The sequence below is a fragment of the Caloramator sp. Dgby_cultured_2 genome, assembly GCF_028872215.1.
Taxonomy (GTDB): Bacteria; Bacillota; Clostridia; order Clostridiales; family Caloramatoraceae; genus Caloramator; species Caloramator australicus.
In genome coordinates this window covers 1,666,566-1,690,096 of record NZ_CP118396.1, presented here as the reverse complement: position 1 = coordinate 1,690,096, position 23,531 = coordinate 1,666,566, and the positions used below count along the sequence as shown (strand labels likewise).

Below are 23,531 nucleotides of genomic sequence, written 5' to 3'. Positions count from 1 at the left end.
GGGTGTCACAATGTCAAAACTAGATGAAAAGAAATTAAAATGTTCCTTCTGTGGAAAACCTCAGGACCAAGTTAAAAGGCTTATCGCAGGTCCTGGTGTATATATATGCGATGAGTGCATTGAACTTTGTTCTGAAATTATAACTGAAGAATTAGAATACGAACAGGATTATGAAACAGGAGATCTTCCAAAACCAAAGGAAATAAAGGAATATCTTGATCAATATGTAGTTGGTCAGGATGAAGCTAAAAAGGCACTTGCAGTTGCGGTTTACAATCACTATAAAAGAATAAATGCACCAAAGAGCAGAAGAGATGATGTTGAACTTCAAAAAAGCAATATACTTCTTTTAGGACCTACAGGTTTAGGGAAGACTTTGCTTGCCCAAACACTTGCAAAGATGCTTAATGTTCCCTTTGCAATAGCTGATGCTACAACGTTGACTGAGGCAGGTTATGTTGGAGAAGACGTTGAAAACATACTATTAAGGCTTATTCAAAATGCTGATTATGATATTGAAAGGGCAGAAAAGGGAATTATTTATATAGACGAGATCGATAAGATTGCAAGAAAATCTGAAAATCCTTCAATAACAAGGGATGTTTCAGGGGAAGGTGTTCAACAGGCACTTTTAAAAATATTAGAAGGAACAGTTGCTAATGTTCCTCCTCAGGGTGGCAGAAAACATCCTCATCAGGAATTTTTACAGATAGATACTACAAATATTCTGTTTATATGTGGGGAGCCTTCGAAGGAATTGACAAAATTATAGAAAAGAGGCTTCACAAAAATTCAATAGGTTTTGGTGCTGAAATAAAGAGCAAAAATGAAAGAAATGTAGGAGAAATTCTAAAGCATATACTTCCTGAAGATCTTTTAAAATTTGGTATGATACCGGAATTCGTAGGAAGAGTTCCTATTGTAGTTACTTTAAATCAGCTTGATAAGGATGCTCTTATAAACATTTTAACTGAACCTAAAAATGCCCTTACAAAGCAATATGCTAAGCTCTTTGAAATGGACGGTGTAGAATTAGAATTCGAAAGGGAAGCCCTTGAAGCTATCGCAGATGAAGCGCTAAAGAGAAAGACAGGGGCAAGAGGTTTAAGGGCGATAATGGAAGAGCTTATGATGGATGTTATGTTTGAAATTCCATCAAGGGAAGATGTTGCAAAATGTATAATCACTTTGGATACGGTTGTTAATAAACAGCCTCCAAAGCTTATAATTGGCGAATCATTAAAAAAGAAAAAATCTTCTCAAAGCGCAAAAAGGGCTAAATTAAAGACACAGAGCGTATCGTGAGGCTTCTTTAAGCCTCTTTTTATTTCTCCTCCCTGAATAATGAGCTTTAAAAGGGAAATAATAAGTTTGAAATAGAAAGGGAGGGGAAATTATGATTGCAAGTCAGTTTTTGGTGATTTTAAATTTAATATTTACAGCCATAATTGCCATTTACTTTTATAACCTTTTAAAGGGACAGCAGAGCACAAAGGTTTACATTGAAAAGGAAAGTAAAAAGGAATTAGAAAAGTTGAACAAGTTAAGATCTATAAGCCTTACTGAGCCGCTTTCTGAAAAAACAAGACCTTCATCCTTTGACGAAATCATAGGTCAGGAGATGGGAATTAAAGCACTCAAGGCAGCCCTTTGCGGACCCAATCCTCAGCATGTTATAATTTATGGGCCACCTGGTGTAGGCAAGACCGCTGCAGCAAGACTTGTTTTGGAGGAGGCCAAGAAAAATCCTATTTCACCCTTTAAGAGCAACGCAAAGTTTATAGAAGTTGATGCAGCAACGGTAAGATTTGATGATAGAGGTATTGCGGATCCCTTAATAGGTTCTGTCCATGATCCTATCTATCAGGGGGCAGGGCCCTTAGGGGTTGCAGGGATACCTCAGCCAAAGCCCGGAGCTGTCACTAAGGCCCATGGAGGAATACTATTTTTAGATGAAATCGGGGAGCTCCATCCAATTCAGATGAATAAGCTTTTGAAGGTTTTAGAGGATAGAAAGGTATTTTTGGATAGCGTCTATTATTCTTCAGAGGATCCCAATATACCAACCCACATTAAGGATATATTTGAAAATGGGCTTCCGGCAGATTTTAGACTTGTAGGTGCAACAACAAGAAGTCCAGAGGAAATCCCCCGCTATAAGATCAAGATGCGTTGAAATATTTTTTAGGGCTCTAACACCAGACGAGATCGAAATTATTGCAAGGAATGCGGCAAAGAAGGGCGGATTTACAATAGATGAGGATGCTGTATCGACGGTTGCAAAGTATGCTACAAACGGTAGGGAAGCCGTTAACATAGTGCAGATTGCAGGTGGAATTGCAATTAATGAAAAAGATGGAATATAACGGTAAATGATGTTGAATACGTTATAGAAAGCGGACACTATAGCCCAAGACCGGATAAGAAGATTACAAAGGAACCTCAGGTAGGATGCGTTAATGGCCTTGCGGTGGTTGGTGCAAATCTTGGAGTTTTACTAGAAGTTGAAGCTACAGCTATTAAGGTTGAAAAGGGAAGTGGAAAATTAACTATAACAGGTATTATAGATGAAGAGGAAACCGGAACCTTTGGAAGAAAACTTAGAAGGAAAAGCACATCAAAGGGATCCGTTGAAAACGTTTTAACGGTTTTAAGGCAATACTTAGATATAGATACGAGGGACTATGATATACATGTAAATTTCCCTGGTGGAATGCCAATCGATGGTCCCTCTGCAGGGGTTACAATAACAACTGCGATATATAGTGCTATAACTGAAATTCCGGTTGATAATGAAGTTGCGATGACTGGTGAGGTTTCAATCAGGGGATTTGTAAAACCAGTTGGAGGAATCCTTGCAAAAATTGAAGCTGCAAGAAAGGCCGGTGCAAAAAGGTTTTGATTCCAAAGGAAAATTATCAGGAGAACTTTAAGGAAATGGACATAGAGATTATTCCGGTTGAGAGGATAGAGGAGGTTTTGTGTGAGGCCCTTGTAGATAAGAGGACTCTTCTTAAAAGAGCACAGCATAATTGGCACCCTTAGGGTGCCAATTGTTATAATATCCGTGTTGAAAATATATGGATAATTAAGGTATAATATATTAGTCTAAATGGGAAATACTCATATTGAAGGGAGTTGATATAGATGGAGGAATTAAAGGAGAACCTTCTGCCTCTTATTGCCTTAAGGGGTGTTAGTATATTCCCCCATATGGTTCTTCACTTTGATGTTGGAAGGCAAAAGTCGATTTTAGCCCTTGAAGAGGCAATGGTTAATGAACAGCTTATTTTCTTAGTCACCCAAAGAGATCCTAAGGTTGAAGACCCTGAAATAGATGATATATATAAAATCGGAACAGTGTCTAAAATAAAGCAGATCTTAAAACTTCCTGGAGATAATATAAGGGTTTTGGTGGAAGGATTACATAGGGCAGAAATAGAAGAATTAACTCAAAAAGAACCATTTTTGCTGCTAAAATAAAGATATTTAAAGAGGAATTTGTTGAAAAAACTGCAGAAGTGGAAGCTTTAATGAGGCAGGCAATTAAGGCCTTTGAGGAGTATGTAAATCAGAATAACACTATTCCAGATGAGATATTAGGCACCGCCGAGGATATTGATGAGCCTGGAAAACTTGCCGATATAATAACTTCTTATCTTGCAATAAAGCAGGATAAAAGGCAGGAACTTTTAGAGGCAATTGATCCAGTTGAAAGGCTAAGAAAGCTCCTTGAGATACTTGCAAGGGAAATAGACATTTTAAAGATAGAAAAAGGATAGGAATGAAGGTAAAAAGAAAAATAGACAAGATGCAAAAGGAATACTATCTGAGGGAACAGCTAAAGGTAATTCAAGAGGAACTTGGAGATAGGGATGGAATACAGGAGGAGATAGAGGAATATAAGAAAAAGATTGAAAAGGCAAAGCTCCCAAAAGAAGCAAAGGAAAAGGCAGCCTACGAATTAAAAAGATTAGAAAGAATAGGGCCTAATTCTCCTGAGAGCGGAGTTATTAGGACTTATCTTGATTGGATAGTAGAGCTCCCTTGGGCGAAGGAAACTAAGGATACACAGGATCTTGAAAAGGTAAAAGAGGTTTTAGAAAAGGAACATTATGGCCTTGAAGAGGTTAAGGAAAGGATTTTGGAATTTTTAGCAGTAAGAAAACTAAATAAGAGCATGAAGGGGCCAATCCTTTGTCTTGTTGGGCCACCCGGAGTTGGAAAAACTTCTATTGCAAGGTCAATTGCTAATGCTTTAAATAGAAATTTTGTAAGGATCTCATTAGGCGGAGTTAGGGATGAGGCAGAGATTAGAGGGCATAGAAGAACTTACATCAGGGCAATTCCAGGAAGAATAATTTACGGAATGAAGCAGGCGGGTTCTAAAAATCCTGTGTTCCTATTGGATGAAATAGATAAATTAAGTTCAGATTTTAGAGGGGATCCTGCTGATGCCCTTTTGGAGGTTTTAGATGCTGAGCAAAATCACAGTTTTAGAGACCATTATATTGAGCTTTCCTTTGATCTTTCTAAGGTTTTATTTATAACAACAGCAAATACTATAGATACTATTCCAAGACCACTTCTTGACAGAATGGAAGTAATTGAAATATCAGGATATACGGATGAGGAAAAGGTGAAGATTTGCAGCAGATACCTTCTTCCAAGGCAGATAAAGGAAAACGGCCTTAAAGAGGAAAATATATCAATATCCGAAGGCGTTATAAAGGATATTATTAATCTTTATACAAGGGAATCTGGTGTTAGAAACCTTGAAAGAAAGATAGGATCAATCTGTAGAAAGGTTGCTATAGAGGTTGTTAAGAAGCCGGATAAAAAGGTGAAGATAACTTCACAAAACCTTGAAAAATACCTTGGAATTCCAAAGTTTAAACAGGATGAAAGGGATAGGAAGGAGCAAATTGGAGTTGCAATGGGGCTTGCCTGGACACCTTATGGTGGTGATACCCTTCCTGTTGAAGTTATGCCGATGCCAGGGAAGGGAAGTTTAGAGCTTACCGGCCAACTTGGAGATGTTATGAAGGAATCTGCAAGGGCAGGATTTAGCTTTATTAGAGGAAATGCCGAAAAGTTTGGAATTGATCCAAAGTTTTATGAATCAACAGACCTTCATATTCATGTTCCAGAGGGAGCAGTTCCAAAGGATGGACCTTCGGCAGGAATTACTATGGTTACAGCCATGGTTTCAGCCCTTTCTAAAAAGCCAGTAAGAAGCGATATTGCAATGACGGGAGAAATCACTCTAACGGGAAGAGTTCTTGCAATAGGCGGTGTAAAGGAAAAATCCCTTGCAGCCTATAGGGCAGGAATAAGAAATATAATTCTGCCTTTAGAAAACAAAAGGGATATTGAAAAGGTTCCTGAAAATATAAGAAAAAAGATTAACTTTATATTTGTTGAAAGAATCGAAGAAGTTTTAGAAAATGCTCTTGTAAAGGGTGAAGAAAAATGAAGATAAAAAGGCAGAACTTGAAAAGGTTGCAGTCTTTCCTTATCAATATCCTAATACTGGACGGCCTGAAATTGCCCTTGCAGGCCGTTCTAATGTAGGTAAGTCATCATTAATCAATACACTGGTGAATATAAAATCATTGGCAAGGACAAGTAGTTCCCCAGGAAAAACAAGGACTATAAATTTTTTAATATAAACGATTCCTTTTATCTTGTTGATCTACCAGGATATGGATATGCAAAGGTTTCTAAGGAAGAAAAGAAAAAATGGGGAAAGATGATTGAGGATTATCTAAACGGGAGAGAAGAGTTAAAATTAATCGCACTTTTGGTGGATTCAAGGCACGCACCAACTGAGGACGATAAGTTGATGCTAAATTTTATAAGACATAGCGGCAAAAACTTGTAGTCATTGCAACTAAAATCGATAAATTGTCAAGAAGTGAGCTTATTAAGAATATAAATATGTTAAAAAGAGAATTGCAGTTAACAGATCAAGATTATTTTATTCCTTTCTCATCATTAAAAAAATAGGAAAAGAGGAGCTTTGGAAGGTATTTGAAGAAAATTTATAGGCATGCACAATGCATGCCTATTTTAAAAGGAGAGATTATATGCTTGATGGTAAAATAATAAAAATTATCCAATACTTATCGATTTTATTGCTTTTGAGTTTGCCGCCATGGTTTTCAATGATAAAAAGATTTAGAAATAGAATGGCAAGAAGGATGATTTGGATTTTAGCATTTATTCCTTATATTGTTGCAGTAACCTATACCCAGAACATTGTCCCCTTTTTGCTGTTTTGATAACCCTTTATTTTATTAAAAATCAAGGTGATGAGGGGGAACTTTATTATTTTAGACCAATTAGAGGAAAGATCTCTTATTTAATTGGCATTTCAATAGTTTTTAGAATAGTGGTTACAATAATTAACGGGATTTATGTTGCCTTGCTTATGAAATTTGGGATTAAACCTCAGCCACAGGAGGTAATGAAGCTATTTTTAGAAAAACCTTGGCCATCAGTGATTTATCTTTCCTTAATGACCGTGATTGCAGCTCCAATTTTAGAAGAATTCATATTCAGGCATATTTTTTATAGAAATCTTGCAAAGACTAATAAAACATTTTCAGCTATATTTACAAGCCTTCTTTTTATGCTTTTACACTATAATATTGCAGGGGCTGTATCCTTTTTATGGTAGGAGTCTTTAATTGCTATCTGTATGATAAGTTTGGATATAAAGCGGCTGTTTTCAATCATTTTTGTTTAATTTGGTTTCCGTCGTTGGACTTTTAATCATGAAATATCATAATATTCCTTTGACTAGTTAACCTTTCCACCTAATGCTGTAATAAACATGTCAACTATTTTGCATCTTTCTTCTGGTAGGAATTCCTTTAACATGGATAAAACTTCTATCCTTTTATCCCTTTTATTTAAATTTTGACTGATGGTATTAATTAGCTGAAATATCTTCTCTTGATCAACACGGGATAAAAAGTTTTCTAAGTTAAAGTCTTCGGGCACTAAATCCGGGATGTTTTTAAACTCATCTGACATGTCCTTTTTGTCCTTTCTCTCGTGAGACATTTTGTTCCCTCCTTAAATTAGTTATATGGACAGAGCAAAACCATCAAGAACTTGATAGTTTTGCTCTGCCCATACCTAGTTAATCAGCAGTGCATCCTCTCTTGAAGCCACAGCAGCCGCAAACAATTAAGAAGAGTGAGATTACGAATAACAAGCTGTTGTCAAGAAGGTCTCCTCCATCATGATGGCTTCCACTGTGGTCTGGTCTTTTACCAAATTGTAAGATTATTAAAAGCAGGGCAAGTAAATTATAAAAGTCTGATCCCTTGTAGCAGCCACATTTCTTTGACATATATATCCCTCCTTAAATTTAATTTTTAGCATTTATCATCCTTTGAGTTTTGGCTTAAAAGAAGAACTAAAGCAATCAAAAGGATTATAAAGAAGCTGTCATCATTTTTACCATAGCAGCAGCGGCAGCAGCGATGTTTGTGATGTTTATGCTTATGCTTGCAGCAGCAGTCGTCATGTCCATATCCACATCCAAATCCAAATCCACCTTGATCCTTGCCAAAGAAGAATATTATCCCAAGTATAATTAAAGTTGTTAACAGGTTATCGCTTTTACCATCAAAGTTTAAAGTTGAAAGTAAGCTACCATAATCCATCTATCCACCCTCGCTTTCATTAGGTTTTCTAATATAGCCTATGCAAAATCAAATTAAATGGTTACAAATAAATTTTTAATAAAAAATTCATATTTTAATTAGTAATAAAAGGAAATTTGAAGTTTTTGTAGAATAATATAATTATAAAACTGAATAAACGGGTGATGGTGATGGATGGGTTGAGGGATAAATGCATATGCAGAAGGCAGCAGGGGGTTGATTGTTTAAGCGAAAATTGTCCTTATGAGCTTTTAGATACGTTTAATAGTATTTTTCATGATCTTAAAACGCCCTTAAATATAATCTTAAGTTCTCTTCAGATATTAGAACTTTATGAAGCAAGCGGTAAACTATATCAAGACAATACGATAATAAAAAGATATTTTAAGGTGTTAAAGCAAAACAGCTATAGGCTTATAAGGCTTGTAAATAATGTTCTTGATGTTACTAAAATCGAGGCGGATCTTTTTAATATTCATTTAGTAAACTTGGACATAGTAAGCCTTATTAAGAATATCACAAGTTCTGTAAAGGACTATGCATCTACAAAGGGAATTGAAGTTCACTTTTGTTCAAACGTTTCCGAAAGGTTACTTGCCTTTGATCCCGATAAGATGGAAAGGATTATGCTAAATTTGCTGTCTAATTCCATAAAGTTTACTCCCTATGGAGGAAGGATAAGGATTAAGATTAACGATTTAGGAAGTAAAGTCCAAATTATGGTCCAGGATAATGGAGTAGGAATGACTAAGAAGGAAGTTGAGGAGGCATTTAATAAGTTTAAACAGCTTAAAAAGAATTATAAAGAAAACGAAGGAACAGGCCTTGGACTTTCCCTTGTTAAAAGATTAGTTGAGATGCACAGCGGTAGCATTTGGATAGAAAGCAAAAAGGGAAAAGGAACAAAATTTTTTATTGAAATTCCTGTAAGATTGGTTGAGAATTCCTGTGAAGGATGCAACGATGTAAATGCGTTAGTTGAAAAAATAAACATTGAATTTTCGGATATTTATGAAACACTCTAACGGTGGTTGTATGAAGGGCGTTAGGGTAATAGTAACTTACCAATGCAATTTCTTATGCCACCACTGCAGATTTAGGTGTGCACCCTATAAAAGGGGATTTATGAACCAGGATGAATTTGAAGATAAGGTTTTAGAAGCTATAAATGAAGGATACAATAATTACATAATAATTGAAGGTGGAGAAGTATTTTTAAATCCTTCAATGCTTTTTAGGTATTTAAAGAAAATAAAGGACATAGATATAAAAAAATATGTTATTACAAATGGTTCTTGGGGTAATTTAGATATATATTTTAGGATATTAAAGGACCTTAAGGGATTTGGACTTTCGGGTATTATTTTAGAATACGATTATTTTCATAAACCCTTTATAGATGAGGATAAATTAAAGGATGCTATAGATAAGGTTTTAAAAAACGATTTAGAACTAATATTAAAAGGCATTTTGCTAACAGATGATATATCTACCTATGAAGATATTGAAACATTAAAGGAAATAAAAAAGTTGATGGATAAAAAAATTAACAAAGTAATATTTGAAAGCATAGAAACAAAGTTTAAAACGGAAATATATAAAAGGTGGACTGTGGATGAAAAATTGATACTTTTTAAAAATAACGCCTAAAGGGGCGTTATTTTTTATGAAATTGCAAGAGAAGTTGCAAATAATGTAGAAAATAATCGATAAAGTTTTTTAATCAAAAATTTCAGAAAATATGATAAAGAGTAAATTAACAATTTGATATATATTGTGATAAAATAATAATGGATTAAGCCAATTTTTAAATGGACCAATGGGGTGGAATTATGAATATATCCATTGATAAAAAAGTTCGGTTCCTATTTATATACAAGTTAAAAATCAGATAATGAATGAAATTAAAAATGGGAATCTTAAAATAGGGGACAAGATGCCAACGGAAAGGGAGCTTGCAAAAATATTAAATACCAGCAGAAATACGATAAGTGCTGCCTATAACCTTCTTGAAAGCGAAGGAGTTCTTGTTTCCTATCAAGGAAAAGGAACCTTTGTTGCAGAAGAAGGGACAACCTGGAAGCAGCAAAATGTTAAGGAAAAGCTATTTAGAATAATCGATTTAGGCCTTGAAGAGGCTTTGGAACTTGGGCTTAATCCAAAGGAATTCTTGGCATTAGTTCAGGAAAGAATAAACGAAAAGGAAGAACTATTAAAAAATATAAACGCTGTATTTGTAGAGTGCAATATAGAACAGGCAAAGGAGTTTGCAAAAGAATTATCCTTTTATACTAAAATGAACGTAAATCCACTTACCATAGCAAACCTTAAGGAAAGGGATGAAAGAACAGAAAAACTGCTTAAGGATGCACATCTTATCATAGCAACCTTTAATCACGTCAACGAGGTAAAGACATTAACATCGGATCTTAATAAGGAAGTATTTGGAGTTGCAATTAATCCCTGCCTTGAGGCCATTGTAAGGATTGCACGATATCCAAAGGGGACAAAGTATGCCCTTTTATGTCTTTCCAATGAGTTTGCCTTTAAGGTTAAAACTGCTTTGACATCAGCAGGGCTTGATGCTGTTGACATTCGTGCATCCACAAGCAAAAAGGCAGAGGAAGTTAAGGAAATCGTCGACACATCGGACGTTATAATAGTTTCCCCAGGAAGACGTGAGGATGTTTCAAAAATTGCACATAATAAAGAAATAATAAGCTTTGATTATTCCCTTGATCAAGGGTCCGTCAAGGCTATTATGTCAAAGATAATAGAATCAAAAATATTCTTTAAGGAGGATAAATATGGGTAAAACTGTTGTTTTAGGTGTTATTGGCGCTGACTGCCATGCTGTAGGAAATAAAATTCTTGAAAGGGCATTTTCAGATGCTGGATTTAATGTTGTTAATATAGGCGTTATGTGTTCTCAAGAAGAATTCATTAGCGCTGCAATTGAAACAAATGCAGATGCTATATTAGTATCATCCCTTTATGGTCATGGGGAAATAGACTGCAGAGGTTTAAGGGAAAAATGCGATGAGGCAGGGCTAAAAAATATTTTATTATATGCAGGTGGAAACTTAGTTGTTGGAAAGCAGGAATGGAGCGACGTTGAAAAAAGGTTTAAAGAAATGGGATTTAATAGAGTATACCCACCAGGAACATCACCTGAGGTTGGAATTAAGGATCTTAAACATGATCTTGGGATAGAGGATTAGGTGGTTTTATGGATGCGGCACTTTTAATAGATTTTGGAAGCACTTATACTAAGCTTACTGCAGTGGATCTTGAAAATGAAGAAATACTTGCAACAGCAAAGGATTTAACAACGGTTCAGACGGACATTATGATAGGCTTTAATAATGCCTTCGAAAAATTGAAGGAAAAAATAGATTTATCAAAGGTTAATTTTGTTGAAAAACTGGCCTGCTCATCAGCAGCAGGTGGACTTAAAATGATTGCAATTGGACTGGTTCCTGAGCTTACTGCCGAGGCTGCCAAAAGGGCTGCCCTTGGGGCTGGTGCCAGAATCCTTGGTGTTTACAGCTACGAGCTTACAAAGCACGAGATGGAGGAGATAGTAAAGAAAAAACCCGACATCATCCTTCTTGCCGGAGGAACCGATGGAGGAAATAAAGATTGTATACTTCATAATGCAAAACTTATTGCGCAATACATAAAGGATGTTCCCATAGTTGTTGCGGGGAACAAAAATGCACAGGATGAGATCGATGATATTTTGAACGATGCCCACGTTTACCACAAGATAACCGAAAACGTTATGCCAAGGCTCAATCAAATAAACGTTGAACCAGCAAGGGAAGTTATTAGGGAAATATTTATGGAAAAGATAGTTGAAGCAAAGGGAATGAAAAGGGCAGAGGAATTTATAAGCGGTATTTTGATGCCAACTCCTGCGGCGGTTTTAAAGGCAGCAAGGATTTTAGCAGATGGAACAGATAAAGAGGAAGGAATAGGAGAGCTAATTATTGTCGATATAGGTGGTGCCACAACAGACGTTCACTCCATCGCAAGTGGTGAACCTTCAAAGGCAGGAGTTACATTAAGAGGGCTTCAGGAGCCATATGCAAAGAGGACGGTTGAAGGGGACCTTGGAATGAGGGTTAGTGCAGTATCCCTTTGGGAGGCTGCAGGAACTAGAAGGATTAAAAAGTTCGTGCCTAATACCAAATATGATGTTGAGGAAAGATGCAAATTCCTACAGGCTAATGTAAACTTTATTCCAAAGGAAGAAGAGGATATAGAGTTTGATGAGGCCCTGGGAATGGTTGCAACAGAAATGGCGATGGAAAGGCATGTTGGATTAATTGAAAGCGTATATACACCAATGGGAATAATATATTCCCAAGTTGGGAAGGACCTTTAAATGTAAGATACCTAATTGGCACAGGGGAGTTATCGTTCACAGCAGAAATCCAAAGAAGATACTTTCTGCAGGAAAATTTAACCCTGATACTCCAAATTATTTAAAACCAATGAATCCAGAGATTTTAGTTGATAAGGAGTATATTTTATCAGCCATGGGGCTTTTGGCGGAAAAATATCCTGATAAGGCGATAAGAATTATGAAAAAATATATTGTGAAGGCTTGAGGAGGTTTATTTTATGGAACTTAAAAATAAAAAGTGGACAGAAGAGGAATTTTTAAAGTAAGACAGGAGGTTTTAAACCACTGGCCAACAGGAAAGGATGTGGACCTTGAAAAGGCTGCTGAATACCTTAAGAAGGTTCCAGAGCATAAAAGTTTTCCTGCAAAGTTAAAAAGGCAAAGGAAGAGGGAATAACTCTAGCTCAGCCAAGGGCAGGAGTTGCATTAATTGAAGACCATATTAATCTTTTAAAATACTTACAGGATGTTGGCGAGGCGGACCTTTTACCTTCAACAATAGATAGCTATACAAGACAAAACAGATACAACGAGTGTGAAATAGGCCTTGAAGAAAGTAGAAAAGCAGGTCGTTCAATGCTAAACGGTTTCCCTGCTGTAAACCATGGCGTTGAAGGATGTAAAAGGGTGTTTGAGGCAGTTGACCTTCCACTTCAGGCAAGGCACGGAACTCCTGATGCAAGGCTTTTATCAGAAATAATCCATGCTTCAGGTTGGACTTCCAATGAAGGCGGTGGAATTTCATATAATATACCTTATGCAAAGAGCGTTAGCCTTGAAAAATCTATACTTGACTGGCAATACTGCGATAGATTAGTTGGACTTTATGAAGAAATGGGAATTTCAATAAATAGAGAACCCTTTGGACCTTTAACTGGGACATTGGTTCCACCAAGCATTTCAAACGCAGTTGCAATAATTGAAGGGCTTCTTGCTGCAGAACAGGGAGTTAAAAATATTACATTAGGATATGGACAGTGTGGTAATTTAGTTCAGGACGTTGCTGCTATGAAGGCATTAGAAGAGCAGGCAAACGAGTATTTTAAGATGTATGGATACGATATATACTTGACAACAGTATTCCATCAATGGATGGGTGGATTCCCACAGGATGAGGCAAAGGCCTTTGGAGTTATTTCATGGGGTTCTGCAACAGCAGCTCTTGCAGGTGCGACTAAGGTTATCGTAAAAACTCCTCATGAAGCTGTTGGAATTCCAACTAAGGAGGCAAACGCACAGGGTATTAAAGCTACAAAGCAGACATTAAATCTTTTAAGAGGACAAAGACTTCCAATGTCAAAGGAGCTTGAGGAGGAAATCAAGCTAATTAAAATGGAAACAAAGTGCATAATCGATAAAGTGTTTGAAGTAGGAAAGGGAGATTTAGCACAAGGCGTTGTGAAGGCATTTGAAATGGGAATTTTAGATATTCCATTTGCACCAAGCAAATATAATGCAGGAAGGATACTACCTGCAAGAGATAACAATGGTGCTGTGAGAATATTAGAATTCGGAAATATTCCATTTACACAGGAAATTAAGGATTTCCACAGAAAACAATTAGAGGAAAGAGCAAAGGTAGAAAAAGAGAAGTTGGATTCCAAATGGTTGTTGATGACATATATGCAGTTGGAAAGGGATTTTTAGTTGGAAGACCAAATATGTAACTATTACATTTAGGGAGGAAAAATTATGAAAATAGTAGACGTTTTATTATCCGCAGGAAGAACTGGGTTTTTCTTCGATGATCAAAGGGCGATAAAAAGGGAGCACCCCACGATGGATTTGTTTATATTGGAGAGCCTGTAACTGAAGGCTTTAAGACAATAAGAATGGCTGGAGAATCTATTTCAGTTATGTTAATTCTTGAGGATGGTCAGGTTGCCTATGGAGACTGTGCTGCAGTTCAATATTCAGGAGCTGGTGGAAGGGATCCTCTATTCCTTGCTGAGGAGTTTATTCCTGTTATTGAAAAGTATATTACACCAAAGTTAATCGGCAGGGAAATTACAACTTTTAAGGAAATGGCAGAGGAAATTGACAATATGGAAATCGACGGAAAAAGGCTTCATACGGCAATAAGATATGGTGTAACTCAGGCGATATTAGATGCAGTTGCAAAGGCAAAAGGACTTACTATGGCAGAGGTTATTAGGGAAGAATACAACACAGGCGTTGAATTTAAAAAGATACCTATATTTACACAATCTGGGGATGACAGATACATCAATGTTGATAAGATGATTTTAAAGGGTGCAGATGTTCTACCCCACGGGCTTATAAATAATGTTAAAGAAAAGCTTGGGGAAAAGGGAGAGCTTTTAAAGGAATACGTTGCATGGCTAAGGGATAGAATATTGAAACTTAGAACAACAGAAGAATATAATCCTATCCTTCATATAGACGTTTATGGAACAATAGGAATTGCATTTAACATGGACTATGAAAGGATGGCAAATTACTTAGGAGAATTAGAAAAGGTTGCTCATCCATTTAAACTAAGGATTGAAGGACCTATGGATGTTGAAAACAGAGAAGGACAGCTTGAGGCATTAAAGAAACTTAGAAATCTTTTAAAGCAAAAGGGAATTGGAGTAGAAATCGTTGCAGATGAATGGTGCAACACTTGGGAGGATATTAAGCTTTTCGTTGATGAAGGTGCAGCAGACATGATTCAGATAAAGACTCCTGACCTTGGTGGAATAAACAATGTTGCAGAAGCAATACTCTACTGCAAAAGCATGGGGTTGGCGCATACTGTGGAGGAACCTGCAACGAAACAGATAGATCCGCTCAGGTTTTAACTAATATTGCAATTGCCTGCGATGCAGATCAATGTCTTGCAAAGCCAGGTATGGGCGTTGATGAAGGATTTATGATAGTTTACAACGAAATGCAAAGGGTATTAACTTTATCAAAGAACAGGGAAAGAATAAACAAAGCATTGAATAAATAAGCATCAAAAAATCTTAAACATTAGTGCCAGGCACTTATTTGTTAAGTGCCAGGCACTTTATTGTGGGGTGATATAATGAAGGAAATTCATGTAAATGAAATTATAAGTGCTGTTAGGGATTTATGCATAGAAGCTAATTATTATTTGAACGAAGATATTAAAAATGCCTTTTTAAAGTCCAGGGATGAAGAAAGTTTTAAGCTTGCAAAGGATATTATGGATATTTTGATTAAAAATGCTGAAATTGCAAAAAATGAAAATATGCCGATATGTCAGGATACAGGAATGACGGTAGTCTTTCTTGAAATTGGTCAGGATGTTCATATTGTCGGTGGAAATTTAAATGATGCTGTAAATGAAGGCGTAAGAAGAGGATATATAGAAGGCTATTTAAGAAAATCGGTGGTAAAAGATCCAATAGATAGGGAAAACACAAAGGACAACACACCTGCTGTTATTTGGACTAATATAGTTCCTGGGGATAAACTTAAAATAACTGTAGTTCCTAAGGGATTTGGAAGCGAAAACATGAGCCAGATAAAAATGCTAAAGCCTGCCGATGGGGTAGAAGGAGTTAAAGACTTTGTATTAAAGGTTGTAAAGGAGGCAGGACCTAATCCTTGCCCACCAATTATAGTTGGCGTTGGAATTGGAGGAACCTTTGAATTGTCGGCATACCTTGCAAAAAAGGCTCTTTTAAGGCCCATCGATAAAAGGAATGAAAATCCATTCTATGCAAAACTTGAGGAGGAACTTTTAAATTTAATTAACGATCTTGGAATTGGACCACAGGGATTTGGGGGAAGAACAACTGCCCTTGCTGTAAACATAGAAACCTTTGCAACTCATATTGCAGGACTTCCAGTTGCAGTTAATATAAGCTGTCATGCAACAAGGCATGCAGAAAAAGTATTATAGGGGGATAAGATGATTAGGATTACTACACCTCTTACTGATGATATAATAAAAAGCCTTAAGGCAGGGGACAGCGTTCTTCTGACGGGTTATGTATATACTGCAAGGGATGCAGCCCATAAAAGATTAGTAGAGCTAATAAAAGATGGAAAAGAGCTTCCCTTTGATATAAAGGGGCAGATTATATACTACGTTGGTCCAACTCCAGCAAAGGAAGGCCAGCCTATAGGTTCTGCAGGACCAACTACAAGCTACAGAATGGACCCATATACACCAGCCCTTTTAGATAAGGGACTTAAGGGGATGATAGGCAAGGGAAAAAGATCAGGTGAGGTTATAGAATCTATAAAGAAAAATTGTGCGGTATATTTTGCAGCAATTGGTGGTGCTGCTGCCTTAACAGCAAAATGCGTAAAAGAATCCACATTGATTGCCTATGAGGATTTAGGAGCAGAGGCTATAAGAAGGCTCTATGTTGAAGATTTACCCCTTGTTGTAGTTATAGACAGTGAAGGAAATAATTATTATGAAATAGGTCAAAGAGAATACCTAAGCAGCTTAAAATAGGAGGGGTGCTATGAAAATAGTAAAGCCTGCAAAGGCAGGGACTATGGAGTCTAACGATATTTACATAATGGTTTATCCAAATGATAAGGGAAATGAAATTCAGCTTGACAGTATTATCTTAAAGCAGTTTGGAAAGCAGATTGAAAAGGTCATCATGGATACTTTAAAGGAGCTTGAGGTGGAAAACGCCCTTGTTGTGGCAAAGGACAGGGGAGCCCTTGATTATACAATAAAGGCAAGGGTTGAGACTGCTATAAAAAGAGCCTTGGAGTAAAATTATGGAAATGTCAAAAAGTCAAAATGTCAGGAGGCTGGCACTCATGAGAAGAAGTATGCTTTTATTCCAGGAAATAATCCTTCCATGATACAGAATGCTCCAGTTCTTGGTGCTGACAGCATTATTCTTGACCTTGAGGATGCAGTTAGCATCGATGAGAAGGATTCTGCAAGATATTTAGTAAGAAATGCCTTATTGGAAATAGATTTTTCAGGCTGCGAGAGGGTAGTCAGGATTAATTCCATTGGGACTAACTTTGGATACGACGATATTGATGTTATTGCAAGGGTAAAGCCGGATGCTCTTATCATTCCAAAGGCTACTGAAGAAGCAATTGAAGAGGTTGACGAACTTTTATCTACAATTGAAAGGGAAGAGGGCTTTAAATTAGGAAGTATTAAAATTATTCCACTTATTGAAACTGCAATTGGCCTTGAGGATGTTTTTAATATCGTTAAATCTTCGAAAAGGGTTGCTGCAGTTCTTTTAGGTGCAGAGGATTTGACGGCGGATATGGAGATTAAAAGAACTAAAGAAGGGGAAGAAATTTTCTATGCAAGAAGCAAGGTTGTTTCAGTTTGTAAAGCTCTAAAGGTTGATGCAATAGATACACCCTTTACAGATGTAAATGATTTTGAGGGTTTAAGGAAAGACTCAGAAAAGGCAAAGCTTATTGGAATGACGGGGAAGGCTGCAATCAATCCAAGGCAGATCGATATTATCAACGAAGTATTTTCGCCAAGCAAGGATGATATCGACTGGGCAAAGAGGGTAATTTCAGCCTATGAGGAAGCACAAAGGGAAGGGAAAGGAGTATTTTCCCTTGATGGCAAGATGGTGGATGCTCCAATCCTTCAAAGGGCAAAAAATATAATAGAAAAGGCAAAGGCAATAGGCCTTATAAAGGGGTGATAGCATGAACAATGCAGTAAAAGGGAGATTCCTGAATATATCGAAGGCTACGGAAAAGTAAAACCCTTTATGGGAGCTTATGCAAATTATGGTGAAGTAAGAAAGGTTTCTACGAAGCTAAAGAGCGTAAAGCCAGGAGAAAACAAGATTTTATCTTCAATAAAGGAAGCCCTTTTAAAATCCGATATAAAGGATGGGATGGCGGTATCATTTCATCATCATTTAAGAAACGGCGATTATGTTTTAAATATGGTTTTGGAGGAGATTGCAAAGCTTGGTGTAAAGGACATAACAGTTGCTGCAAGTTCTATATTTCCCTGCCATGCACCATTGGTTGAACATATAAAAAACGGTGTTGTAACCAGGATTTACGCAAACTATATGTCAGGGCCTGTTGCTGAGGCGGTGTCAAAGGGGCTTTTAAAATATCCCGCTATAATGCACACCCACGGAGGAAGGGCAAGGGCGATAGAGAGCGGGGATTTACATATAGATATAGCCTTTATTGCAGCACCAACCTGCGATACCTATGGAAATATAAACGGAGTTGAAGGAAAATCAGCCTGTGGAAGCCTAGGATATGCTATTCCAGATGCTATGTATGCCGATAAGGTCGTTGCAGTTACCGATAATTTAGTTGATTATCCTGCATGCCCAATTGAAATAAGCCAAGAATATGTGGATTATATAGTTAAAGTCGATGAAATAGGGGATCCTAAGGGGATTGTTTCAGGAACTACAAGGATTACAAAGGATCCTGTAGGCCTTAAAATTGCAAAGCTTGCAGCACAATTAATTGACGAGTCTGGGCTTTTAAAGGATGGATTTTCATTCCAAACTGGAGCAGGAGGAACATCCCTTGCAGTTGCTGCCTATGTAAAGGATATAATGAAAAGGAAAAATATAAAAGGAAGCTTTGCAGCAGGAGGAATAACAGGATACATCGTCGAGATGTTTGAAGAAGGATTATTCAAGGCATTATTTGATGTGCAGTGCTTTGATTTAAAGGCTGTTGAGTCCTATAAAAACAACAGAGCTCATCAGGGAATGTCTGCTTCCATGTATGGAAATCCCCACAATAAAGGGGCTGTTGTAAACAACCTTGATGTTATGATTCTTGGCGCAACGGAAATCGATACCGACTTTAATGTAAATGTTACAACAGGGTCAAATGGAATAATAATGGGAGGTTCTGGAGGGCATTCCGACACTGCTGCAGGATCAAAATTGTCAATCGTTGTAACCCAGCTTACAAAAGCAAGGCTTCCAATTATCGTGGATAAAGTTACAACTGTAACAACCCCAGGGGAGACAATCGATGCTGTTGTAACCGAAAGGGGAATTGCTATTAATCCAAGAAGAACTGACCTTTAGAAAGATTAAAGGATTCTAATCTTCCTATTTACACAATAGAAGAATTAAAGGTGATGGCTGAAAAACTAACAGGCATTCCTGAAAAAATTGAATTTGAAGATAAAATAGTTGCAGTTGTTGAATATAGGGACGGTTCTGTTATTGATGTTGTTCGTCAGGTTAGGTGATTTTATGGAAATAGTTTTAACTAATGATTTAAAAAGGGTAAAGGATTTTTTAAAGGAATTTGATTTGAGCCTTGATGATGACGTGGATTTAACTTTAGTAGCAGTAGAGGATGATAAAATTATAGGAACCTGTTCTGCTGCTAAAAACATAATAAAGGGATTTGCAGTATCAAGGGACTATCAAAGTGAAGGTGTTGCATCAAAGCTCTTAACTAAAATTCAAAATATCCTCTTTGATAAGGGGATTTATGAGACCTTTATTTTTACAAAACCTGAGAATAAGAGTATATTTGAAGGTTTAGGATATAGGTTTGTAGAGGGAAACAGCGATGTTGTATTATTAGAGGGTGGGGCTGCAAATGTTCAAAAGTATGTCAGGGACATGTTTCTAAAAAGCGACCTTGATGATGGCGAAAAGGCAGCCCTTGTAATGAACTGCAACCCCTTTACTTTAGGACACAAATATTTAATCGAAATTGCAGCAAAGGAAAACGAAAGGGTTGTAGTTTTTATAGTTGAGGAAAATAAATCCCTTTTTCCATTTGATGTAAGGCTAGAGCTTGTTAAAAAAGGCGTAGAGGATTTAAAAATGTAACAGTAATTCCTGGAGGAAAGTATATAATATCCTCTGCAACCTTTCCAAGTTATTTTTTAAGAAAAGAAGATGATAGATTAAGGGCCTATACAAGGCTGGATGCGGCTATTTTTGGAAGATATATTGCAAAGGAATTTAACATAAAAAGAAGATATGTAGGGACTGAACCCTATTGTCCTGTTACAAACGCATACAACAATGCCCTTATGGACATATTACCAAACTTTGGAATAGAAGTTAAGATCGTCGAAAGGCTTATGAAAGATAATGTTGCAGTTAGTGCATCCTTTGTAAGAAACTTAATAAAACAGGGAAAACTTGAGGATACTAAGAAATTTGTCCCTGAAAGCACATATGAATTTTTAATATCTAAAGAAGCTGAAGATATTATAGAAAAAATAAAAAGGAGCGATAGTCCCCATTGATGAGGATACTTGAGGATAGGGAAAAACGATTTTTAAGGATTTTAAAGTTAAATGAAGAATATAAGCTTCCTGTTCTTTGTGGCAAAATAAATTACCCGGGAAATGATAAAAACACATTAAAGGCAGGCCTTGCCTTTAATGTGTTATATTCTCTGTTGAAGGATACATTCAAGGACCATGAGGTTTATTCTGAAACTAACGAAGGATTCGATGGAAAAAGTCTTTTAATGGTTCTTAATGTCCTGCCAAAGGAGGCAAAGAAAAAGGCAGTTAATATAGAAGAGTTCCATCAATTAGGAAGGCTGTTTGACATCGATATATATGTTAATGGACAGCCTATATCAAGAATGGACTTAGGTTTCAAGAGAAGAAAATGTATAGTATGTGGTGATGATGCGGGGATATGCACAAGACAAAAAGGCATGATTTGAGGGAAGTTATTGAAATTATAGATAAAATAATTGATGATTATTTTGGTGTGTCGGGTTATGATGATATAAATTGGAGGATAAAAAGATTTTATGAAAAGGAAGATGAGAATTGTTAAAAGACATGGACTTTTGTAACATGGTTGGACAAGTCATTTTGGAGGGATGCTTCTTGAGGTGATATCCCACCCATCACCTGGACTTGTTTCACCTTTTTCAAAGGGAAGCCACAGCGATATGGATTACAACACCTTTTTAAGGAGCACTGCTGCCATTGCAAAGTATCTTCCTGATTTCGTCCATGTAGGTTTAAAATATGATGAAAATATTTTGGAGAGAGTAAGAAATATAGGCCTTTTAGCTGAGGAAGATATGTTTAGGGCAACCTATGGAATAAATACACAAAAGGGGCTTATTTTTCTTACAGGTCTCATAGGGGCAAGTGCAGGAAGATGCAAAAATTAAATTTAAGTTTAAATAGGCTAAACATAGCAAATATTATTAAAGAAATCACCTGTGGAATAGTAGAGAAGGAACTTAAAAACATAAATAAGGATGGAAGGTTAACAAATGGAGAAAGGCTTTATTTAAAATATGGAGTTACTGGTATAAGGGGAGAGGTTGAAAAGGGGCTTCCAACTGTGTTAAAATGGGGATTACCTGCCTTTGAGGATGCATTAAGAATTGGACTATCGGTTAATGATGCCCTTATTCACAGCCTAATTTATATCATATCAAAATTGGATGACACGACAGTTTTAAACAGAAGGGGACTTAAAGGCCTTTATTTTATGAAAAATATTGCCAAAAACGCAATTTTCCTAGGAGCTATGAAAACCCAAATAGGCCGGGAGTATGTAGTTTATATGGATAAAATATTTAAGAAGAAAAACATAAGTCCAGGCGGTGCTGCAGACCTTCTGGCAGTAACCTATATAATATACAAACTGGAAAATTGGGGGAATTGAAATGAATAAGCTTTTGGAAACCATCATAGAAAACAATAGAGTATGGACAGAAAAAGGAAAAGTTGCAACATATATACCTGAACTTTCAAAGGCAAACCCTAGACATCTTGGGATTGCAGTTTATACCGTTGATAATGAGGAATATTTTGCAGGCGATTATAATGTAAAATTTACTATGCAGAGCATCTCAAAGGTAGTCGCTTTAATGCTTGCTCTTTTAGACAATGGTAAAGAAATTGTATTTTCAAAGGTTGATATGGAACCTACAGCGGATACATTTAACTCAATAAGTAGCCTTGAAACAAGAACTCCAAATAAACCTTTAAATCCAATGATTAATTCTGGTGCAATAGTTACATCATCATTAATTAGTGGTAGAAACGGCGATGAGGTTATTGAAAAATTTTTAAAGTTTACAAGAAAAATAACTAACAATCCACACATAGAAATAAATTATGATGTTTATAAATCTGAAAAGGAAACCGGACATAGAAATAGATCCCTTGCTTATTATATGAAGAGCATAGGTATAATCGAAGGAGATGTTGAGGAGGCCCTTGATGTATACTTTAAACAATGCTCCATCGAAGTAACATGCAAGGATATAGCAAGAATTGGTGCAATGCTTGCCAACGATGGGGTGCTTCCTTGGAATGGAGAAAGGGTAATTCCAAGACATGTTGCAAGGATAGTTAAGACAATAATGTTAACCTGTGGAATGTATGATGCCTCAGGTGAATTTGCTGTAAAGGTTGGAGTTCCTGGAAAGAGCGGTGTTGGTGGAGGAATTTTAGTTGCAGTTCCATCAAGGATGGGAATTGGAGTATTTGGACCAGCCCTTGACAGCAAAGGAAACAGTATAGGTGGATGGAAGGTTTTAGAGGAAGTTTCAAGGGAATTAGATCTTAGTATATTATAAGTGCCAGGCACTTAAGATTTAAGTTTATTGATTTTAAGATAATAAATAGAGCGGGTAAGCCCGCTCTATTCTGATATTTTATTAGCCTTAATCTTATAATTCATCCCTGGAACAACGCCAGTGAATAGATACATACCGTTAGTATTTGTTCTTGTAAATTTAATTGGGGTTAATCTACCGTTATCCTCAACTTTATATAAAGTTACGATAGCATTTGCAACAGGGGTATTATTGTTGTCCTTGATTACTCCAGATATAGTTCCTGCAAAAGCATTTGGATTTACGTTTAATTTTATAATTGTTCTTGCAACCATATTAGGTTTATCTATAAGGATGTTTGTTGAGTCGTTTACATAGCCAAGTTTAGAGGTGATTATTTTATATTGTCCTTGTGGAACTTCACCAAATATAAACTGACCGAATTCATTTGTTGTAGTTGTTGCAATAATTTCTTCATTTCCATTTACAAGTTTAAATAACTTGATTGAGCAGTTGGAAAGGATGTTGCCCTCCATGTCATATACATCACCAGCGATGATGGAAAGGGCAGCTTTAGGATCGGCCTTTAATGTCATATTTATTTCAAGCTGTTGTTTTGTTTGAAGTGAAAATGGAATAAGGTCGCAGAGTAAGTAACCGTTAGCTATAGCAGAAATATGATATTGCATTGCTGGTGGGAAGGGTGAAAATACGTAAGAACCCTGAGCATCGGTATAAGCATGGGCAATAGGGTTATAGTTTTCATCAAAAATCTTTACAAGAGCTCCTTCGATAGGATTTCCGTTTTCATCTGTAACGGCTCCATAAACAGCTCCTGCCTCAACATTTGGATTTTCCTGAAGCGACAAGTCTATACGGATTTCTTCACCTATTCCTGTTAGTTTTTAGACTCCGATTGTCCTAAAACGTAAAGGTCATAAAGAACATTAGGATTTTGC

Annotated in this window: 20 protein-coding genes and 8 pseudogenes; 24 read left to right on the top strand and 4 right to left on the bottom strand. The window is 36.6% G+C overall.

The annotated features are described in order from the left end of the window. Nucleotides 1–10 precede the first annotated feature (10 nt). The 6 genes and pseudogenes from clpX (at nucleotide 11) to PWK10_RS11665 (ending at nucleotide 6,682) form a co-directional block, all read left to right on the top strand. Nucleotides 11–1,305: pseudogene (gene clpX, locus PWK10_RS11690) on the top strand (ATP-dependent Clp protease ATP-binding subunit ClpX). Nucleotides 1,306–1,396: 91 nt separating this feature from the next. Next, a pseudogene (gene lonB, locus PWK10_RS11685) lies at nucleotides 1,397–3,045 on the top strand (ATP-dependent protease LonB). Nucleotides 3,046–3,147: 102 nt separating this feature from the next. Continuing rightward, nucleotides 3,148–5,476 (top strand): annotated as a pseudogene (gene lon / locus PWK10_RS11680) (endopeptidase La). Next, a pseudogene (gene yihA / locus PWK10_RS11675) lies at nucleotides 5,463–6,050 on the top strand (ribosome biogenesis GTP-binding protein YihA/YsxC). The pseudogenes lon and yihA overlap by 14 nt, the downstream one beginning before the upstream one ends. 39 nt (nucleotides 6,051–6,089) lie before the next feature. Beyond that, complete coding sequence (locus tag PWK10_RS11670; RefSeq protein WP_274766164.1) at nucleotides 6,090–6,284, top strand: hypothetical protein; 195 nt, start codon at nucleotides 6,090–6,092, stop codon at nucleotides 6,282–6,284. Continuing rightward, on the top strand, nucleotides 6,281–6,682 hold the full coding sequence (locus PWK10_RS11665; RefSeq protein ID WP_274766163.1) for a CPBP family intramembrane glutamic endopeptidase: 402 nt from the start codon (nucleotides 6,281–6,283) through the stop codon (nucleotides 6,680–6,682). The genes PWK10_RS11670 and PWK10_RS11665 overlap by 4 nt, the downstream gene beginning before the upstream one ends. 122 nt (nucleotides 6,683–6,804) lie before the next feature. On the opposite strand, the gene PWK10_RS11660 is transcribed toward PWK10_RS11665, so the two are convergent. From PWK10_RS11660 to PWK10_RS11650, 3 genes are all read right to left on the bottom strand, one after another. Beyond that, nucleotides 6,805–7,071, bottom strand: a complete 267-nt coding sequence (locus PWK10_RS11660; RefSeq protein ID WP_274766162.1) for a hypothetical protein — start codon at nucleotides 7,069–7,071, stop codon at nucleotides 6,805–6,807. Nucleotides 7,072–7,150: 79 nt separating this feature from the next. Beyond that, nucleotides 7,151–7,363: a hypothetical protein gene (locus PWK10_RS11655; RefSeq protein WP_008909147.1), complete on the bottom strand. Its 213-nt coding sequence runs from the start codon at nucleotides 7,361–7,363 to the stop codon at nucleotides 7,151–7,153. A 25-nt stretch (nucleotides 7,364–7,388) separates the two neighbouring features. Next, nucleotides 7,389–7,679 (bottom strand): hypothetical protein, encoded by a 291-nt coding sequence (locus PWK10_RS11650; protein ID WP_274766161.1) that lies wholly within the window; start codon nucleotides 7,677–7,679, stop codon nucleotides 7,389–7,391. Nucleotides 7,680–7,858: 179 nt separating this feature from the next. Between PWK10_RS11650 and PWK10_RS11645 the strand changes: the two genes are divergently transcribed. The 18 genes and pseudogenes from PWK10_RS11645 to glsA all read left to right on the top strand — a co-directional run bounded on the left by PWK10_RS11645 (nucleotide 7,859) and on the right by glsA (nucleotide 22,593). Next, nucleotides 7,859–8,704, top strand: coding sequence for a sensor histidine kinase (locus tag PWK10_RS11645; RefSeq protein ID WP_274766160.1), 846 nt, complete (start codon nucleotides 7,859–7,861; stop codon nucleotides 8,702–8,704). Beyond that, on the top strand, nucleotides 8,691–9,329 hold the full coding sequence (locus PWK10_RS11640) for a radical SAM protein (RefSeq protein ID WP_342455509.1): 639 nt from the start codon (nucleotides 8,691–8,693) through the stop codon (nucleotides 9,327–9,329). Before PWK10_RS11645 ends, PWK10_RS11640 begins: the two co-directional genes overlap by 14 nt. Nucleotides 9,330–9,546: 217 nt before the next feature. Continuing rightward, entirely contained in the window at nucleotides 9,547–10,494 is a 948-nt protein-coding gene (locus PWK10_RS11635) for a GntR family transcriptional regulator (protein WP_342455781.1), read from the top strand. Next, nucleotides 10,487–10,900 (top strand): methylaspartate mutase subunit S, encoded by a 414-nt coding sequence (glmS, locus tag PWK10_RS11630; RefSeq protein ID WP_274766157.1) that lies wholly within the window; start codon nucleotides 10,487–10,489, stop codon nucleotides 10,898–10,900. Before PWK10_RS11635 ends, glmS begins: the two co-directional genes overlap by 8 nt. An 8-nt stretch (nucleotides 10,901–10,908) precedes the next feature. Then, nucleotides 10,909–12,295: pseudogene (glmL, locus tag PWK10_RS11625) on the top strand (methylaspartate mutase accessory protein GlmL). 33 nt (nucleotides 12,296–12,328) lie between these two features. Beyond that, a complete protein-coding gene (locus PWK10_RS19930) occupies nucleotides 12,329–12,487 on the top strand; it encodes a hypothetical protein (protein WP_446715250.1) in 159 nt (52 codons plus the stop codon). After that, entirely contained in the window at nucleotides 12,484–13,737 is a 1,254-nt protein-coding gene (locus tag PWK10_RS11620) for a methylaspartate mutase subunit E (RefSeq protein ID WP_446715374.1), read from the top strand. The genes PWK10_RS19930 and PWK10_RS11620 overlap by 4 nt, the downstream gene beginning before the upstream one ends. Nucleotides 13,738–13,782: 45 nt before the next feature. Further along, nucleotides 13,783–15,046: pseudogene (locus PWK10_RS11615) on the top strand (methylaspartate ammonia-lyase). Nucleotides 15,047–15,121: 75 nt separating this feature from the next. Continuing rightward, nucleotides 15,122–15,964 carry a fumarate hydratase gene (locus PWK10_RS11610; RefSeq protein ID WP_274766156.1) on the top strand — a complete coding sequence of 281 codons (843 nt, stop codon included), beginning with the start codon at nucleotides 15,122–15,124 and terminating at the stop codon, nucleotides 15,962–15,964. Between the two features lie 9 nt (nucleotides 15,965–15,973). After that, nucleotides 15,974–16,528, top strand: a complete 555-nt coding sequence (locus PWK10_RS11605) for a Fe-S-containing hydro-lyase (protein WP_274766155.1) — start codon at nucleotides 15,974–15,976, stop codon at nucleotides 16,526–16,528. 10 nt (nucleotides 16,529–16,538) lie between these two features. After that, on the top strand, nucleotides 16,539–16,802 hold the full coding sequence (gene citD, locus PWK10_RS11600) for a citrate lyase acyl carrier protein (protein ID WP_274766154.1): 264 nt from the start codon (nucleotides 16,539–16,541) through the stop codon (nucleotides 16,800–16,802). An 87-nt stretch (nucleotides 16,803–16,889) separates the two neighbouring features. Beyond that, a complete protein-coding gene (locus PWK10_RS11595; protein ID WP_446715249.1) occupies nucleotides 16,890–17,717 on the top strand; it encodes an HpcH/HpaI aldolase/citrate lyase family protein in 828 nt (275 codons plus the stop codon). Nucleotides 17,718–17,744: 27 nt separating this feature from the next. After that, nucleotides 17,745–19,258 (top strand): annotated as a pseudogene (gene citF, locus PWK10_RS11590) (citrate lyase subunit alpha). Beyond that, a pseudogene (citC, locus tag PWK10_RS19925) lies at nucleotides 19,236–20,278 on the top strand ([citrate (pro-3S)-lyase] ligase). The pseudogenes citF and citC overlap by 23 nt, the downstream one beginning before the upstream one ends. Beyond that, entirely contained in the window at nucleotides 20,278–20,709 is a 432-nt protein-coding gene (citX, locus tag PWK10_RS11575; RefSeq protein WP_274766152.1) for a citrate lyase holo-[acyl-carrier protein] synthase, read from the top strand. Before citC ends, citX begins: the two are co-directional and overlap by 1 nt. Before the next feature lie 162 nt (nucleotides 20,710–20,871). Next, nucleotides 20,872–21,171 (top strand): triphosphoribosyl-dephospho-CoA synthase, encoded by a 300-nt coding sequence (locus PWK10_RS11570; protein ID WP_274766151.1) that lies wholly within the window; start codon nucleotides 20,872–20,874, stop codon nucleotides 21,169–21,171. Then, a complete protein-coding gene (locus PWK10_RS11565) occupies nucleotides 21,159–21,674 on the top strand; it encodes a triphosphoribosyl-dephospho-CoA synthase (RefSeq protein ID WP_274766150.1) in 516 nt (171 codons plus the stop codon). Before PWK10_RS11570 ends, PWK10_RS11565 begins: the two co-directional genes overlap by 13 nt. 1 nt (nucleotide 21,675) lies before the next feature. Continuing rightward, nucleotides 21,676–22,593 carry a glutaminase A gene (gene glsA, locus PWK10_RS11560; protein WP_274766149.1) on the top strand — a complete coding sequence of 306 codons (918 nt, stop codon included), beginning with the start codon at nucleotides 21,676–21,678 and terminating at the stop codon, nucleotides 22,591–22,593. 65 nt (nucleotides 22,594–22,658) lie between these two features. Here glsA and PWK10_RS11555 read toward each other — a convergent pair whose 3' ends face one another. Further along, nucleotides 22,659–23,441, bottom strand: a complete 783-nt coding sequence (locus PWK10_RS11555; RefSeq protein ID WP_274766148.1) for an MSCRAMM family protein — start codon at nucleotides 23,439–23,441, stop codon at nucleotides 22,659–22,661. Nucleotides 23,442–23,531 lie beyond the last annotated feature (90 nt).

What these genes read in the sequence shown, in the direction of transcription:
- PWK10_RS11650 (WP_274766161.1), bottom strand. Translation starts at nt 7,679, where the DNA reads ATGGATTATGGTAGCTTACTTTCAACTTTAAACTTTGATGGTAAAAGC.
- glmS (WP_274766157.1), top strand. Translation starts at nt 10,487, where the DNA reads ATGGGTAAAACTGTTGTTTTAGGTGTTATTGGCGCTGACTGCCATGCT.
- glsA (WP_274766149.1), top strand. Translation starts at nt 21,676, where the DNA reads ATGAATAAGCTTTTGGAAACCATCATAGAAAACAATAGAGTATGGACA.
- PWK10_RS11605 (WP_274766155.1), top strand. Translation starts at nt 15,974, where the DNA reads ATGATTAGGATTACTACACCTCTTACTGATGATATAATAAAAAGCCTT.
- PWK10_RS11670 (WP_274766164.1), top strand. Translation starts at nt 6,090, where the DNA reads ATGCTTGATGGTAAAATAATAAAAATTATCCAATACTTATCGATTTTA.
- PWK10_RS11610 (WP_274766156.1), top strand. Translation starts at nt 15,122, where the DNA reads ATGAAGGAAATTCATGTAAATGAAATTATAAGTGCTGTTAGGGATTTA.
- PWK10_RS11660 (WP_274766162.1), bottom strand. Translation starts at nt 7,071, where the DNA reads ATGTCTCACGAGAGAAAGGACAAAAAGGACATGTCAGATGAGTTTAAA.
- PWK10_RS11655 (WP_008909147.1), bottom strand. Translation starts at nt 7,363, where the DNA reads ATGTCAAAGAAATGTGGCTGCTACAAGGGATCAGACTTTTATAATTTA.
- citX (WP_274766152.1), top strand. Translation starts at nt 20,278, where the DNA reads ATGAGGATACTTGAGGATAGGGAAAAACGATTTTTAAGGATTTTAAAG.
- PWK10_RS11640 (WP_342455509.1), top strand. Translation starts at nt 8,691, where the DNA reads ATGAAACACTCTAACGGTGGTTGTATGAAGGGCGTTAGGGTAATAGTA.
- PWK10_RS11565 (WP_274766150.1), top strand. Translation starts at nt 21,159, where the DNA reads ATGCAAAAATTAAATTTAAGTTTAAATAGGCTAAACATAGCAAATATT.
- PWK10_RS11570 (WP_274766151.1), top strand. Translation starts at nt 20,872, where the DNA reads ATGCTTCTTGAGGTGATATCCCACCCATCACCTGGACTTGTTTCACCT.
- citD (WP_274766154.1), top strand. Translation starts at nt 16,539, where the DNA reads ATGAAAATAGTAAAGCCTGCAAAGGCAGGGACTATGGAGTCTAACGAT.
- PWK10_RS11595 (WP_446715249.1), top strand. Translation starts at nt 16,890, where the DNA reads ATGATACAGAATGCTCCAGTTCTTGGTGCTGACAGCATTATTCTTGAC.